Genomic DNA, 15,386 nt, shown 5'->3' with positions numbered 1-15,386 from the left:
CCTTTCAAAAAAACGGGAGAGAGTCCTCCCGTTTTGCGACGGCAGAAAATTACTGGTTGCTGGCCTGCATGGCTTCGATTTGCATCTGGACCTGTTTTTCTGCGCTATCCAGCGCGGCTTTAGGATCCTGTTTGCCGGTCAGGCTCAACTCCAGCGCGGCGTTGGCTGGCCCCCAGACTTCACCCATTTCAGGGATGCCCGGCATGGCAGTTGCGCGCGCCGACTGTACCGCGACGGCACTCGCTTTTTCGTCGTTTTTGATAATCGGATCGTCGATCATCGCGGTAAGCGGCGGGATTTCACGCGTGGCGATGTAGCGCGTTTTCACATACTGCGGCTGGTTGATGAATTCGATAAATTTCTGCGCCAGGGCTTTGTCTTTGCTCCATGTGGAGACAACGTAGCCTTTCACGCCAAGGAAAGAACTCATAGGCTTGCCGTCGGGCAGCGTTGGCAGCGGCGCAACGCCGTAGTTGATCCCTGCTGCTTCATACGGCTGGAATGCCCACGGCCCATTGATCACGGCTGCCGCTTTCTTCTCGGTGAACAGGGAGTCAATGGCGTTCAGACCGTTGTCACCGACTATCCCGGCCGGGAAGATCCCGTCGGCGTAGAATTTTTTAAGGTACGTCACGGCCTCTACCGCGCCCGGCTTGTTCAGGCCAACGTCGCTGGCGTTATAGCCGCCCTTGTCGTTATGACCGAAGATGTAGCCGCCCATCGGGGAAATTGCCCCCCAGCTGTAGTAAATCTGGTCGAACTTGGCGAGCAGGCCGTACTGGTTTTTCGCGCGCTGCTGTTTCGAAAAGTCATACCAGTCCTGCAGCGAATTGAGGGGCTTGTCGATGAGGTCTTTGTTGTAAATCAGCACCAGCGTCTCGACCGCTTTCGGTACGCCGTAGAGGGCATTATCCATTTTGAAGGCATTGATTGAGGCCGGGGTGTACTGTTCGGTCTGCTTAGCCTCCAGATTCAGGGGGGTCAGCAACCCTTGCACTACGGCGCCGCCCAGCTGATCGTTAGGGATCACCAGCACGTCCGGGCCAATGCCCGCCGGGCCATCCAGACGCAGTTTTTCCAGCTGCTGGGCGTAAGGGGTTTCCTGGACGTTGACCTTAACGTCGTACTGTTTTTCAAAGTCAGCCACCGCCTCTTTTATACCGGATGACTTCTTGATGTCTTCCCAGACGTTAAGCTGCGTGGTGGCATGTACCTGCACCGAGAGCGTAGAGAGGATCAGAGCGGCAAGTAGGTTCTTTTTCATTACAAACCTCATGTGAAGGTATAACAATTTTATGGTTGTTATGACATTTAACGCCTTATCTGCCTCATCTAAAATTCAGCAAAATCAGATGCTGCACGTATGACATCAAATATCTTTGGTTTGGTATACGCTACCCTTCACATCATGATAACTCTACAAAAAACTGTAAGTTGTGTGATCGTCATAACATTAATGGAAAATCTGTATAGGGCGCATGAATACTGGAAGTTATAGTCAATACAGACAAATTGCACCGTCCAGCTATGTTGAACCTGATTGTTATACGTAAAACATAGGCAGCGGTTTACTCGGGGAACACTGATGTCAAACATACAGTTAAGGAATGTCACCAAGCGCTTTGGCGACACCGTCACCTTGCACAACGTGAATCTTGAAATTGAAGACGGGGAATTCGCCGTCTTTGTTGGCCCTTCCGGCTGCGGTAAATCGACCATGCTGCGCATGATTGCCGGTCTGGAGGAGATTAGCGAAGGTGAAGTCTTAATCGGTAATGAGGTCATGAATGACGTCGCGCCTTCCCACCGCGGCGTGGCCATGGTGTTTCAGTCCTACGCGCTCTATCCGCACATGACGGTCGCCGAAAACATGGGCTACGGGCTGAAAGTGAATAAGGTCCCAAAAGAACAGATCCGTCACCAGGTGGAGATGGTGGCAAAAACGCTGCAGCTCTCCCATCTGCTGGACCGCAAACCTAAACAGCTTTCTGGCGGGCAGCGCCAGCGCGTGGCAATAGGCCGCGCCATCGTGCGTAACCCGCGCGTCTTTATGTTTGATGAACCGCTCTCTAACCTGGACGCCGAACTGCGTGTCGAGATGCGTCTGCACCTTGCCCGCCTGCATCAGGAGCTGAAAACCACCATGGTGTATGTCACGCACGACCAGATCGAAGCGATGACCCTGGCCGACAAGATCGTGGTCATGAACTATGGCAAGGTTGAGCAGATGGGCGCCCCGATGGATCTCTATTACAAACCGGCAAATAAGTTTGTCGCCGGGTTTATCGGTTCTCCGAAGATGAACTTTCTGCCGGCGACCGTTGAAGCCTGGCAGCCAGGTAAGCTTACCGTCAGGATATCGCAACAAAAGTCGCTCACGCTCGCGATAACCACCACACCGCTGCAGCCGGGAAGTCAGGTCACGCTGGGCATCCGCCCGGAACATTTAACCACCGACCTTCACCGCGGCACGCGGCTGGAATTTAACTGTGAAGTGGTGGAGCGACTGGGAAACAATACTTACCTGTTTGGGCAATGCTATGGCCATGACAACGTGAAGATCTTGCTGCCGGGCGACGTGAAGTTCGCGCCCTGGCAGAAGATAGACGTGGCGTTTGACGACCATCACTGCATGGTTTTTGATGACCAGGATGTACGGGTGAGCGCTGATATCGAAGATGCGGTGCGTTCGGTGGCTTAACGCGCGCCACCGTCAGCCAGCGTCCTCACCGCCCGGCAAAACGCCTCAATCGCCAGCGCGACATCCTCAGCCATCACCGACTCCGCCGGATGGTGGCTGATGCCCCCCTTGCAGCGCACAAATAACATCCCCACCGGCCAGCGTTCTGCCAGCGCAATGGTGTCGTGCCCGGCACCGCTCGGCAGCGATAGCGTGCGGCCCTGAACCGATGTCACAGCCTCCCCTAACAGCGATTGCAGTCTGGCATCGCAGGGCGTGGCGGCGATCCGGTAAAACTCCTCGGCGCTGAAACTGAGCCCACGTCGGGCTGCGATCTCTTCCGCCTGAATGAGCAGTTCAGTGAGCAGTGCGTCCAGCGGGGCATCCTGCGGGCCGCGAATATCCAGCGATAGCGCCACCTCGCCGGGAATCACATTGACCGCGCCGGGCAGGCAGCGTAACGCCCCCACCGTGGCAACCAGATTGCCGCCGCGCTGTCGGGTGGTGTTTTCAACCTGCACCATCCATTCGGCAGCTGCGGCCAGGGCATCTTTACGGTGAGCCATCGGCACGGTACCGGCATGCCCGGCTTCGCCGGTAAAGAGACAGTTCAGACGCCGCGCGCCGTTAATGGCTTCTACCACCCCCAGTGCCAGCCCCTCCTGCTCCAGGCACGGCCCCTGTTCAATATGCAGCTCCAGACAGGCGCTGAAATCGTTCTGATGCCGCGCGGCAAGCGCTACCCGTGCGGGATCCAGCCCCGCCTGCACCATCGCCTGCGCCACGCTTATGCCACTGGCATCACAGGTATCAAGCCAATTCTCCGGCCAGGTGCCCGTCAGACCGCGACTGCCTAACAGCGTGATGCCGAAGCGGGTCCCCTCTTCGTCGCAGAAGCCAACAATCTCGATGGCCTGCGCCAGGCGCACGCCCTGCTGATGCAGGCTGTCCACCACCTCAATGGCGGTGAGCACGCCGAGCATGCCGTCGTAGCGCCCGGCATTGCGCACGGTATCCAGATGCGAGCCAAGCAGTATCGCCGGTGCGCCCTCCAGCTGCGCCTCATAGCGCCCGCAAATATTCCCGACGCTGTCCTGCCAGACGGTCATGCCCGCCTGGCTCATCCACTGCCCGACCAGCTGGTTGGCCTGCAGATGCTGCGTGGAAAGATAAACCCGCGTCAGGCCGTCCGGGGTTTCGCTGATGGCGGCCAGCGCATCGGCACGGGCCATTACCCGCTCTGCCGCCGGGCTCATTGTGACGTCTCGCGGCGATAATGATCCCACGCGGCCTGCATCGCCGCCCCCTGGGGGGTGGTAAATTTCAGGTAGTTCAGCACCGACTCCAGCGCGCTCAGGGTGGTCATTACGCAGTCTTTACGGGCGTTATAACCCATGGTGCCAATGCGCCATACCTTGCCGTGCAGCGGGCCAAACGAGGTGCCAATTTCGATACCGAAATCTTCCAGCATCAGCTTACGCACCTGATCGCCGTTAACGCCCTGCGGGATCACCACGCCCAGCACGTTGTTCATCTTGTGCTTCAGATCGCCAAAGGTCTCCAGCCCCATCGCCTGAATGCCTTTCAGCAGCGCATCGCCGTGCAGCTTGTGCCGGGCGATGCCGTTGTCCAGCCCCTCCTGCAGGATCAGCCGCGCGCATTCGCGGGCGCCAAACAGCGCGGTGGTGGCTTCAGTGTGATGGTTCAGCCGCTCCGGCCCCCAGTAATCCATCACCATGCCGAGATCGAAATAGTTGGAGTAGATCATCTCCTCGTCGCCGTCGCGATGGGCGTCGGTGCGGATCCCCTCCTCGACGCATTTGCGGCGGCGGATCGCCTCTTCCATGCGTGGGCTCAGGGTGATCGGTGACGTGCCGGACGGACCGCCAAGGCATTTCTGCATGCCAGCGGAGACGGCATCCAGCCCCCAGGCATCGGTTTCCAGCGCGTTCCCCCCCAGCGACGCGGTGGCGTCGGTGTAAAACAGCACGTCATAACGGCGGCAAATCGCGCCGAGCTCGGCCAGCGGCTGCAGCATGGTGGTGGAGGTATCCCCCTGCACGGTCAGCAGCAGACGGGGACGAATACGTTTGATGGCATCCTCCACCTGATCCGGGGTAAACACCTCGCCCCACGGCACCTCGATGGTATGCACTTCCGCCCGGCAGCGGCGGGCGATTTCGCACAGCAGATGGCCGAAGCGGCCAAACACCGGCACCAGCACTTTATCGCCCGGGCGAATGGCCGACACCAGAATCGCCTCAATGCCCGCGCGGGAGGTGCCGTCCACCAGCATCGTCCAGCGGTTTTCGGTGCGGAACACCCCGCGATAGAGCGCCATTACTTCGTTCATGTAGTGGGTCATCGCCGGGTCGTACTGACCAATCAGCTGGCTCGACATGGCGCGCAGCACGCGCGGATCGGCGTTGATCGGCCCCGGCCCCATCAGCAGACGCTGCGGCGGATTAAGTTGCGGAAATTGAGCGATATCCATTGTTAAGTCCTTATCAGTTGAGGCCGCGCACGGAGGAGATGAACTGCTTCAGTTCGGTGGTCTGCGGGTTAGCGAAAAGCGTTTTGCTGTCGCCCTGCTCCCAGACTTTCCCCTGGTGCATAAACACCACGCGGTCGCCCACTTCGCGGGCAAAATTCATTTCATGGGTCACGAGAATCAGGGTCATCCCTTCTGCTGCCAGCTGCTCCAGCACCTTAAGCACTTCGCCCACCAGTTCCGGGTCGAGCGCGGAGGTGATCTCGTCACAAAGTAAGACTTTTGGCGACATCGCCAGCGCACGGGCAATCGCCACGCGCTGCTGCTGGCCGCCGGAGAGACTCGACGGGTAGTAATCCAGACGATCGCCGAGGCCCACTTTCTCCAGCATCTGCTGCGCCAGCGCCCGGCATTCGGCGGCGCTTTTCTTCAGCACCCGACGCGGGGCGAGCATCACGTTTTCCAGCGCCGTCATGTGCGGGAACAGGTTAAAGTTCTGGAACACCATCCCGACCGAGCGGCTGATTTCACGCGCCTGGGAATCCCGGTCGGTAATGGTCATGCCGCCAAGCTTGATGCTGCCGTCCTGATACCCTTCCAGACCGTTGATGCAGCGCAGCAGGGTGCTTTTGCCGGATCCGCTGCGCCCGATAATCGAAATCACCTGGCCCATGTCGATATCGAGATCGACCCCCTTCAGGACATGGTTATCGCCGTAGTACTTCTGCACCTGATTAATGGTGATGAGAGGCATTGAATTTAGTCTCCAGATAACGGCTGTAACGCGACAGCGGATAACACAGAATGAAGTAGCCCAGCGCCACCAGCGCAAAGACCTTAAACGGTTGATAAGTGACATTGGTGAGCATCGTCCCGGCTTTGGTCAGCTCGATAAAGCCGATGATTGACGCCAGCGCCGTGCCCTTAATCACCTGGACGGCAAAACCGACCGTCGGCGCAATCGCAATCCGCAACGCCTGCGGCGCGACCACCCGATAAAGCGTCTGGCCAAAGGTCAGCCCCAGACAGCGCGACGCTTCCCACTGCCCTTTGGGCAGCGCGCGAATGCTGCCAAACCAGATATCAAGCAAAAACGCGCTGGTGTAGAACGTGAGGGCCAGCGATGCGGCGGTCCATGGCGAGACATCGAGGCCGAACAGCGCCACGCCGAAGAACGCCAGAAATAGCTGCATCAGCAGCGGTGTACCCTGAAACAGTTCGATATAGCCGCGGATCAGGCGCATGATCATTCGCCCGCCAGTGAGACGCAGCAGCAGCAGCGGCAGGGTCACCACCGCGCCGCCAACAAACGCCACCAGCGACAGCAGTATCGTCCAGCGCCCGGCCAGCAGCAGGTTGCGAATAATGTCCCAGTCGGTAAAGGTGGTCATCATGCCTGTACCCCCAGCCATTTGCGTCCTGCCGCCATCATCAGCTGACGCAGGGTAATCGACAGCGCTAAGTAAATCCCGGTTGTCACCAGATAAACCTCAAAGCTCAGAAACGTTCTGGACTGGATCAGGTTGGCGGCAAAGGTCAGCTCTTCATACGAGACCTGCGACACCACCGACGAGCCGAGCATCACGATAATGCACTGGCTCACCAGCGCCGGATAAATACGCTGTAGCGCAGGCGGTAACACCACGCGAATGAAGGTCTGGGTGCGGGTCAGCCCCAGCACGCGTCCGGCCTCCCACTGCCCTTTGGGTGTCACCTGAATGCCCGCCCGGACAATCTCCGTGCTGTACGCGCCCAGATTGATCACCATCGCCAGCAGTGCCGCCTCACCCGCCGTCATCTTCAGCCCCATATTGGGCAGGCCAAAGACGATAAAAAACAGCTGCACTACAAACGGCGTGTTACGGATAATCTCCACGTAACCGCCCCAGATCCGGCTAAACCACGTCGCCCGCCCGCTGCGAATAGCCGCCCCGAAAATACCAATCGTCAGACCGCCCAGGGTCGCCATCACCGTCAACTGGATGGTGACCCACAGCCCGGCCAGCAGCGCCGGCCAGTGCGGCCAGAGCTCAGAGAAATGGAGTTGCTCTGTCATTGCCTTACACGCCAAGGCTTGCCGGCAGCGGCGCCTTGAGCCACTGCTCAGAGAAGCCGTTAAGGGTACCGTCTTTAATACCCTGTTCAATCAGCGCATCCACTTTCGCCTTCAGCGCTGGTTCATTTTTCTTCAGCCCGATAAAGCACGGTGAATCTTTCAGCATAAAGCTCGGCACCGGAGCTTTCTCCGCATTCTGGCGCGAGATGGCCGCCACCACGAGGTTGCCGGTGGCCACATACTGTACCTGTCCGGACAGATACGCCGACAGCGTGGTGTTGTTGTCCTCATAGCGTTTTACGTCTGCGTCTTTCGGCGCCAGGCTGGTCAGCACCATGTCCTCGACCGCGCCACGCGTCACGCCGATGGTTTTACCGCTCAGGGCGGCGGCATCTTTCAGCTCTGCGCCTTTCGGGCCAAACACCCCGAGGAAGAACGGCGCATAGGCGCGGCTGAAATCGATCACCTTTTCACGTTCCGCATTCTTACCGAGGCTTGAAATGACAAGGTCAACTTTGTCGGTTTGCAGATACGGCACGCGGTTGGCGCTGGTCACCGGGACCAGTTGCAGCTTGACCTTCATCTGTTTGGCCAGATAACGCGCCATATCGATGTCATAGCCCTGCGGCTGCAGATCGGTTCCGACCGAGCCAAACGGCGGGAAATCCTGCGGCACGGCAATGCGAATGGTGCCGCGTTTTTCAATATTTTGAAGCTGGTCCGCCTTTGCCGACAGGTTAGTGAGCAGACAGACGGCCCCGGCCAGTGCAATCAACAATTTTTTCATGGTGCTTCCCCGTAACGTTAACATGAAACAAAAGATTCTTTGAATTGGATTTTGCAACTAATGTGCCAGATAAAGCGAAACGCGGGATTTTGTTGTAAAGCCTGATAAAATAAAGGCGGGGCGAAAAAGCCGTCTCTTTTTCGCCCCGCCTCACTGCACCATTTCAATGCAAAGCACCACACCGATGCCCCATTATCGTTGTTCGAGCTCGTCCAGGTGCTGATACAGGGTGGCGATCTCATGAATGCGCGGACGGCCTTTATCGAGGATTTCATGCAGAAAGGCGTTTGCCAGCAGGTTGATCAGACTGTTGACCGAGGCGTAGCTGTCATAGGCTGAGACGCTGTCCAGCGGAGCGCAGAGCTGCCAGCTCGCCAGCGGAAACAGGCTGTGCGCCTGCGGCTCGCACATCAGCAGCACCGGAATACAACTGCCCTGAAGCTGCTGCAGCAGCGGGCGGATAATGCGCGGGCGGCGGCGAAAGGCCATCATCACCACCAGATCGTCAGGGGTGAGATCCACCAGCTCTTCGCTCAGGCTCTGACCGGGCTGCGGCAACACCAGCACCTGCCCGCGCGCCTGCAACAGCTGCTGACGCAGGTGCAGCGCCGCCGGATAGGCGTTACGCATCCCTATAATGACAATGCGCCTCGCCTTAACCATGCACGCCATCGCGTCGGCAAACTGCCGGGCATCCAGGGCATTCACCCACTGGGTCAGATTAGCCATCTCCTGCTTATAGTGACGCGCCAGCAGCGTATTGCCCTGCACCGCGTCGCGGTTGTCCGTCAGCGGCATACCGCTCTGGCGCAGGGTACGCAACTCATCGCGCATGTCTTTATACTTATCATAGCCCAGACGCTTAAACAGGCGGCTCACCGTGGCTTTCGACACTCCGCTCAGCTGTGCCAGCTCGGCGCTGTTGTAGCTGATCAGGTCGTCGAAGTGATCGAAAATAAAATCCGCCACCCGCTGCTCCTGCGGCGACAGTGACGCGTATTGTGCTTTCAGTCGTTCATCAAGCTGTTCCATAACGCCTCTGTAACGTTTGTTTCATCTCTTGCTCTCTATTCATTAAGCATGCCAGCTTATCAGCCGGGATGACATGAAACTTTTCTTTCATACCTGGAACAGCTTTTGCAGCGCCTTGTGACTTTCAGGGTTATGAGGACTGTTCATGCAAAGTAATGTCTCCGTACACGGAATGGCGGTTGCCCCCCATCATCTTGCCAGCCAGAGCGCGCTGTCTGTGCTGCGCGACGGCGGTAGCGCGATTGAAGCGATGGTCGCGGCAGCGGCCACCATTGCCGTGGTCTATCCCCATATGAATGGCCTGGGCGGCGATGGCTTCTGGCTTATCGTGCCCCCCGGCGGCGAACCGATTGCCATCGATGCCAGCGGCGCGGCGGGATCGCTGGCGACGCTTGCCGCCTATGGCGATCTGGCGCACATCCCCCACCGCGGCCCCCGTGCGGCGCTGACCGTGGCGGGTACCGTCAGTGGCTGGGCGGAGGCGCTTAAGGTCTCACACGCGCTGACGGGCAACGCCCTGCCGCTGACGCGCCTGCTGGCAGATGCCATTGACTATGCCCGCAATGGCACGCCGGTCACGGCCTCGCAGGCCACTGCCACCGCCAGTAAATTCGACGAACTGAAAGACCTGCCCGGCTTTGCAGAAACCTGGCTGGTTGACGGCAAACCACCGGAGGTCGGCAGCCGGTTTTATCAACCGGCGCTGGCCTCCACGCTGACACAACTTGCTGAAGAGGGTCTGGAGAGTTTTTATCGCGGTCCGCTGGCGGCGCGTCTGGCCCGTGGGATGGAGACGCTCGGCCTGCCCATTACGCTGGCGGATTTGAACGCGCATGTCGCCCGGCGCACCACGCCGTTGAAATTAGCGCATCAGCAGGGTGAGGTCTGGAACCTCGCCCCACCGACGCAGGGGCTGGTCTCGCTGGCGATCCTCGGCATCACCGACCGTCTGGCGATGGCCGATGCCGACGACGCCGGGACGGTGCACCGCATTGTGGAAGCCACCAAACTGGCCTTTGGCCTGCGCGATGCCCACATCACCGACCCGCGCGAGCTGAAAACGGATATCCAGAGCCTGCTGGATCCTGCAGCGCTTCAGGCGCTCGCCGACCGGGTTGACGATAACCATGCCGCGCCGTGGGGCACCGGCAAAGGCCCCGGCGATACGGTGTGGATGGGGGTGATGGATAACAGCGGCCTGGCCGTGTCGTTTATCCAGAGCATTTATCACGAGTTCGGCAGCGGCGTGGTGCTCCCGGATACCGGTATCGTCTGGCAGAACCGGGGAGCGTCGTTCAGCCTCGATTCCGCACATCTTCTGGCCCTCGCGCCGGGCAAACAGCCGTTCCATACCCTGAACCCGGCCGCGGCGCGTCTTAAGGACGGGCGCGTGATGGTCTACGGATCGATGGGCGGTGACGGCCAGCCGCAAACCCAGGCCACGCTCTTTACCCGCTATGTGGTGCAGGGTCTGCCGCTGCAGGAGAGCATCTCCCGCCCGCGCTGGCTGCTGGGGCGCACCTGGGGACAAACCTCAGACACCTTAAAAGTGGAAGGCCGCTTTTCCCCTGAAACGATCGCACGCCTGCAGGCGCTGGGTCACGAGGTGGAGATCTTCCCGGACTTTAGCGAAGCCATGGGCCACGCGGGCGCGATTGTCCGCCACCCGAACGGGCTGTTTGAAGGCGCGTTCGACCCGCGCAGCAACGGCGGCGCCGCCGGATACTGAGGAGAAAACCATGACAACACAACAACCTGACTGGCATGCCTACCTGGCGCAGATGGAGGCCGTGCTGGGCGTTGAGCTGGATGACGCCCGCCGCGCGGAGCTTCAGCAGCAGTTTAGCCGCATTGCCACCATGGCCGCCCCGCTGATGGCGCTGCCGCTTGATGACCGTCTGGAGATCGCAGGAGTATACAAAGCATGAGGCTACACGAGATGAGTATCAGCGCGATCCAGCAGGCGCTGAGTGCAGGCGAGTTAAGCGCCCACGAGATCGCCCGTCAGACGCTGGAAGATATTGCGCGCATCAACCCGCAGATCAACGCCTGGACGGCGGTTACCGAAGCGCGGATGCTGGCCGAGGCAGAAAATATCGACACCCTGCGCCGGGAAAAGCGCCCCCTGCCGCCGCTGGCGGGCGTGCCTTACGCTGTAAAAAACCTGTTTGATGTGGCCGGGCACACCACCCTCGCCGGAGCCGAGCTGTTCAGCAAGCGTTCCGCTGCCAGCGCAGACAGCTTTGCGGTTCGCCAGCTACGCAGCGCAGGAGGACTGTTGTCCGGGATGGTCAATATGGATGCCTATGCCTACGGCTTTACCACGGAAAACAGCCACTACGGCGCCACGCGTAATCCGCACGATCTGACGCGCATTGCAGGCGGCTCCTCCGGTGGCTCTGCCGCCGCCGTCGCCGCCGGGCTGGTCCATTTTTCACTGGGTACCGACACCAACGGGTCGATTCGCGTCCCGGCGTCCCTGTGCGGAATTTACGGCTTAAAACCGACCTTTGGCCGCCTGTCACGCTCCGGCAGCCACCCGTTTGTCGCCAGTCTCGATCATATCGGGCCGTTTGCCCGCCGGGTGTGCGATCTGGCGTCCGTGTACGATGCGCTACAGGGACGAGACACCAGCGACCCTTTTCAGGCAGAGTCCTCCCGCGAGCAGACGCGGCCTTTGCTCGATCGCGGTCTGGATGGTTTGCGCTGCGCCGTCCTCGGGGGCTATTTCAGCACGTGGTGTAACGACGACGCCCGGGAAGCCGTCGCGCGCGCGGCACGTGCTCTTGACGTCCAGGAGGAGTTGCAGTTCCCTGAAGCCGCGCTGTCCCGCTCTGCCGCGTTTATCATCAGCGCCTCCGAAGGGGGGAACCAGTACCTGCCGTCACTTCGCCGTGAACCGGAGCGTTTTGAACCACACTCCCGCGAACGCCTGCTGGCTGGGGCAATGATCCCTTCCGCCTGGTATATTCAGGCCCAGCGTTTTCGCGCCCACGCCCGACAGGCCTGTAAAGCGCTGTTTGAGCAGGCCGACGTGCTGATCGCCCCGGCAACCCCGCGCAGCGCCACGACGATTGGCGAGCAGACCATGGAGATTAACGGCGAGCCACTGCCGGTGCGCGCCAGCATGGGGATGCTGACGCAGCCGATTTCATTTCTGGGTTTGCCCGTCACCACCGTTCCGCTACGCACCGCCCAGGGGGCACCGATTGGTCTGCAACTCATCGCAGCACCGTTTAATGAACAAGCCTGCCTGCGCGTGGCGCGGGTCCTGGAAGCGAGCGGGATAACCGATGCCCGTCCTGCGGAGATGGCACAATGATGAATCACGACGACATTAACCTTCCCTGGGTGATGGCGGACGTCACGGCCGCGTTTTATCGCTATGAAGATGCGCTGGTGAGCAACAACATTGCGGTGCTGGATGAGTTGTTCTGGCACGACAAAAACACGGTGCGACTGGGCGCGGGGGAAAACCTCTACGGCATTGATGAAATCCGCGCCTTTCGGGCGGCGCGCCCCTCCGCCGGGCTGCAGCGGACGTTGCGCAATACCGTGATCACCACCTTCGGAGAAGATTACGCGGTGTGCAGCACCGAATTTACCCGCGAGGGGACGGAACGCATTGGCCGCCAGCAGCAGACGTGGGTGCGGTTTGCTTACGGGTGGCGCATTGTTGCGGCACAGGTGAGTGTGATGGTGTAACGCTGAAAAACCTGCCCGGTGGCGCTGCGCTTACCGGGCCTGCAATGTCCCGTATACCCTGCGGGTGCTGTAGGCCGGGTAAGGCGCAGCCGACACCCGGCACAATACGACACCGCTATTTCTGAAACGGATGCACGTCCCGCCAGTGGTCAGCAATCTGCTGGCGGGTACAAACCCACACCCGCTCGTGCTCCTGCACATAATCAAGGAACCGCTGTAGCGCGCGAAAACGGCCTGGACGCCCCAGCAGGCGGCAGTGCATGCCGATGGACATCATCTTCGGCGCGCTTTCACCCTCTTCATACAGCACGTCAAAGCTGTCTTTCAGATAAGTATAAAACTGCTCGGCGGTATTAAACCCCTGGGCGGTGGCGAAGCGCATGTCGTTCGCGTCCAGCGTGTAGGGCACGATCAGGTGCGGTTTACGGCTGCCATCGCTGCAGGCCACTTCCGTCCAGAAGGGCAAGTCGTCGCCATAGTAGTCGCTGTCGTAGTCAAAACCGCCGTGCTCGACCACCAGCTGGCGCGTGTTGGGGCTGTCGCGCCCGGTGTACCAGCCCGCAGGCGGCTTGCCAAACAGATCGGTCAGCACGTGCACCGCTTTGTGCAGATGTTCCCGCTCCTGGTTGATATCCATGTTCTGATAGTGGATCCAGCGCCAGCCGTGGCTGACCACGTCGTAATCCGCCGCCTTAATCGCCGCGACAATCTCCGGGTGACGCGCCAGCGCCATCGCCACGCCAAAGACCGTCAGCGGCAGGCCGCGTTTCTGAAATTCATGATGAATTCGCCAGAACCCGGCGCGGCTGCCGTATTCGTACAGGGAGTCCATGGACATGTGTTTGTCGGGATAGCTGGCCGCTCCGATGATGTCCGAGAGAAACTGTTCCGAGCCGGCATCGCCGTGCAGGACGTGGTTTTCTGCCCCCTCTTCATAATTGAGCACAAACTGCACGGCGATGCGTGCCTGATTCGGCCACTGCGCATGCGGCGGGTTGCCTGCGTAGCCACGCAGATCCCGCGGATAACCCTCTTCAAAAAGCCCCATTGCTACCCCCCCAAAAATTAAAATGGATTCAATGCCTGAAAATGTCCGCTTAACGGTTTGTTCTCCGGGAAGGCCAGATCCCCGTGCTTGCTGGTTGACAGCCCCAGCGCCACCAGCGATTCCACCATCTTCACCGCCGCACTGACGCCGTCGATCACCGGCACGCGCAGCTCGCGCGTCAGCTCCTGGGCGAGCGTTGCCATCCCGCCACAGCCCAGCACGATGGCGCCGCAGCCATCCTCTTTCAGGGCCTGTATACAGCGCGCGCGCACCTTCTCCTGCGCCAGGCCGGTGCCGTCTTCCAGCGCCAGCACCGGGAGATCAATCGCGTGCAGGGCCGCGCAATGATCCTGAAAGCCATACTGCTGCAGCAAATGACGGGCGATAATCAGCGTGCGCGGCAGCGTGGTGACGATGGAAAAGCGCGTCGCCACCAGCGTTGCCATGTGCATGGCAGCTTCGGCAATGCCGACAACCGGCCCTTGCGCCAACTCGCGCGCGGCCAGCAGCCCCGGATCGCCAAAGCAGGCAATCACGTGCCCTTCCACCCCCTGCTCTCTGCCTTTTTTGACTTGCTCAAGGACACCCACGGCGGCAATGGCTTCATCAAAATGGCCTTCGATTGAGGGCACACCCGCACTGGGGCAGACCGCGAGGATCTCCGTGCCCGGCGCAGCCACCGCGCGGGCGGCCGCGCCGATGGTTTCCGTCATCGCGAGGCTGGTATTGGGATTAATGACTTGTATACGGACAGACGACATTACGACTCCTTGTGGCTGGCAAACAGCCGGGCAAAATCGGGCAGGCATTCACCTGCCCGTTCGAAACAGAGGCTGGCGACGATGTGTTCAAAATGGTGCATTAAGGCATCACTCAGGGGTTGCAGCGCTTTCTGACGCAGCAGCTCCACAAGCTGTTCGTGGTCATTGCAGCGACACCCCTGACGCCACGGTGCGCCCCAGGTGGCAATCACCAACGAGGAGCGCTGGCTCAGGCGGGTCACCATTTCCGTCAGGACCTGATTGCCGGAGATGGCCTGCAGCTGAATATGGAAATTTGCGGAGTGGCGGATCGCCGCCGGGCCGTCGTAAGCCTCATGCGCCTGCTGCTCCTGATGGATGATTGACGCCAGCGCGGCCAGATGCGGCGGCTGACAGTGCGCCAGCACGTCCGGTAGATTGGCGACCTCCAGTAGCGCGCGGGTGCGAAAGATCTGCCGGGCCTCTTCGACCGTCGGGCTGGCAACGTGTGCACCACGTTTGGGCGTTAAGGTGACCATTTGCACAGCGGCGAGTCGCTGCAGCACCTTACGGATGCCCGTACGACTCACGCCAAAGACCTCCGCCAGCGCCTCTTCCGGCAATTTGCTTCCCGGCAGCAGCTGATGTTCGACAATCGCGGTCATCAGCGCCTGAAAGATGGATTCGTCTTTGTCTTGCAGGTCTGGCGCGGCGTGCAGACTGTTCACGTTGTTCATTAACCACTCCACTTTTTACTTTTCGCTATCGAATCGTATACATAAAAATAAAATATTGCATACAAGATTTATTATTTTGGCCTGAATCCTGCAACACCGTCTGCACTCCC

The 15,386-nt window shown here is 59.9% G+C and carries 15 protein-coding genes and 1 pseudogene; 5 read left to right on the top strand and 11 right to left on the bottom strand.

Annotation, left to right across the window (positions count from 1 at the left end):
• Nucleotides 1–49 precede the first annotated feature (49 nt).
• Nucleotides 50–1,264 (bottom strand): extracellular solute-binding protein, encoded by a 1,215-nt coding sequence (locus ACQG2G_RS07745; RefSeq protein ID WP_013097217.1) that lies wholly within the window; start codon nt 1,262–1,264, stop codon nt 50–52.
• Between the two features lie 321 nt (nt 1,265–1,585).
• On the opposite strand from ACQG2G_RS07745, the gene ACQG2G_RS07740 reads away from it, so the two are divergent.
• On the top strand, nt 1,586–2,701 hold the full coding sequence (locus ACQG2G_RS07740; protein WP_040021581.1) for an ABC transporter ATP-binding protein: 1,116 nt from the start codon (nt 1,586–1,588) through the stop codon (nt 2,699–2,701).
• Here the strand turns inward: ACQG2G_RS07740 and hpxK are convergent.
• The 7 genes from hpxK to hpxU form a co-directional block, all read right to left on the bottom strand.
• Nucleotides 2,698–3,936: an allantoate amidohydrolase gene (gene hpxK, locus ACQG2G_RS07735; RefSeq protein ID WP_061772791.1), complete on the bottom strand. Its 1,239-nt coding sequence runs from the start codon at nt 3,934–3,936 to the stop codon at nt 2,698–2,700. The two genes, ACQG2G_RS07740 and hpxK, sit on opposite strands and share 4 nt — an antisense overlap.
• Nucleotides 3,933–5,174 carry a pyridoxal-phosphate-dependent aminotransferase family protein gene (locus tag ACQG2G_RS07730; protein ID WP_038419062.1) on the bottom strand — a complete coding sequence of 414 codons (1,242 nt, stop codon included), beginning with the start codon at nt 5,172–5,174 and terminating at the stop codon, nt 3,933–3,935. Before ACQG2G_RS07730 ends, hpxK begins: the two co-directional genes overlap by 4 nt.
• A gap of 13 nt (nt 5,175–5,187) precedes the next feature.
• The gene (locus ACQG2G_RS07725; protein WP_013097221.1) at nt 5,188–5,925 is read right to left on the bottom strand and encodes an amino acid ABC transporter ATP-binding protein; all 738 of its coding nucleotides are present in this window, start codon (nt 5,923–5,925) and stop codon (nt 5,188–5,190) included.
• Nucleotides 5,906–6,562, bottom strand: coding sequence for an amino acid ABC transporter permease (locus ACQG2G_RS07720; protein ID WP_047351997.1), 657 nt, complete (start codon nt 6,560–6,562; stop codon nt 5,906–5,908). The genes ACQG2G_RS07725 and ACQG2G_RS07720 overlap by 20 nt, the downstream gene beginning before the upstream one ends.
• Nucleotides 6,562–7,227, bottom strand: a complete 666-nt coding sequence (locus tag ACQG2G_RS07715; RefSeq protein WP_040021584.1) for an amino acid ABC transporter permease — start codon at nt 7,225–7,227, stop codon at nt 6,562–6,564. Before ACQG2G_RS07715 ends, ACQG2G_RS07720 begins: the two co-directional genes overlap by 1 nt.
• Nucleotides 7,228–7,231: 4 nt before the next feature.
• Nucleotides 7,232–8,014 (bottom strand): transporter substrate-binding domain-containing protein, encoded by a 783-nt coding sequence (locus ACQG2G_RS07710; RefSeq protein ID WP_047351981.1) that lies wholly within the window; start codon nt 8,012–8,014, stop codon nt 7,232–7,234.
• Nucleotides 8,015–8,206: 192 nt separating this feature from the next.
• On the bottom strand, nt 8,207–9,046 hold the full coding sequence (hpxU, locus tag ACQG2G_RS07705) for a MurR/RpiR family transcriptional regulator HpxU (RefSeq protein ID WP_061772792.1): 840 nt from the start codon (nt 9,044–9,046) through the stop codon (nt 8,207–8,209).
• Nucleotides 9,047–9,191: 145 nt separating this feature from the next.
• Between hpxU and hpxW the strand changes: the two genes are divergently transcribed.
• From hpxW to hpxZ, 4 genes are read left to right on the top strand one after another with little or no spacing between them, the layout of a single operon-like run.
• A complete protein-coding gene (gene hpxW, locus ACQG2G_RS07700; protein ID WP_061772793.1) occupies nt 9,192–10,775 on the top strand; it encodes an oxamate amidohydrolase in 1,584 nt (527 codons plus the stop codon).
• Between the two features lie 10 nt (nt 10,776–10,785).
• The gene (hpxX, locus tag ACQG2G_RS07695) at nt 10,786–10,974 is read left to right on the top strand and encodes an oxalurate catabolism protein HpxX (protein ID WP_029883244.1); all 189 of its coding nucleotides are present in this window, start codon (nt 10,786–10,788) and stop codon (nt 10,972–10,974) included.
• Nucleotides 10,971–12,368: an AtzE family amidohydrolase gene (locus ACQG2G_RS07690; protein ID WP_047351979.1), complete on the top strand. Its 1,398-nt coding sequence runs from the start codon at nt 10,971–10,973 to the stop codon at nt 12,366–12,368. The genes hpxX and ACQG2G_RS07690 overlap by 4 nt, the downstream gene beginning before the upstream one ends.
• The gene (gene hpxZ, locus ACQG2G_RS07685) at nt 12,365–12,751 is read left to right on the top strand and encodes an oxalurate catabolism protein HpxZ (protein WP_047351978.1); all 387 of its coding nucleotides are present in this window, start codon (nt 12,365–12,367) and stop codon (nt 12,749–12,751) included. Before ACQG2G_RS07690 ends, hpxZ begins: the two co-directional genes overlap by 4 nt.
• Before the next feature lie 115 nt (nt 12,752–12,866).
• On the opposite strand, the gene puuE is transcribed toward hpxZ, so the two are convergent.
• The 3 genes and pseudogenes from puuE to ACQG2G_RS07670 all read right to left on the bottom strand — a co-directional run bounded on the left by puuE (nt 12,867) and on the right by ACQG2G_RS07670 (nt 15,276).
• Nucleotides 12,867–13,766, bottom strand: a complete 900-nt coding sequence (gene puuE / locus ACQG2G_RS07680; protein ID WP_241030017.1) for an allantoinase PuuE — start codon at nt 13,764–13,766, stop codon at nt 12,867–12,869.
• A pseudogene (gene hpxA, locus ACQG2G_RS07675) lies at nt 13,684–14,560 on the bottom strand (allantoin racemase). Before hpxA ends, puuE begins: the two are co-directional and overlap by 83 nt.
• Nucleotides 14,560–15,276: a GntR family transcriptional regulator gene (locus tag ACQG2G_RS07670; protein WP_369118571.1), complete on the bottom strand. Its 717-nt coding sequence runs from the start codon at nt 15,274–15,276 to the stop codon at nt 14,560–14,562. Before ACQG2G_RS07670 ends, hpxA begins: the two are co-directional and overlap by 1 nt.
• Nucleotides 15,277–15,386: the final 110 nt, after the last annotated feature.

This window comes from Enterobacter cloacae complex sp. 382A5 (assembly GCF_050031095.1).
Classification (GTDB): Bacteria; Pseudomonadota; Gammaproteobacteria; order Enterobacterales; family Enterobacteriaceae; genus Enterobacter; species Enterobacter cloacae.
This window is presented reverse-complemented; position numbering and strand designations above follow the sequence as displayed.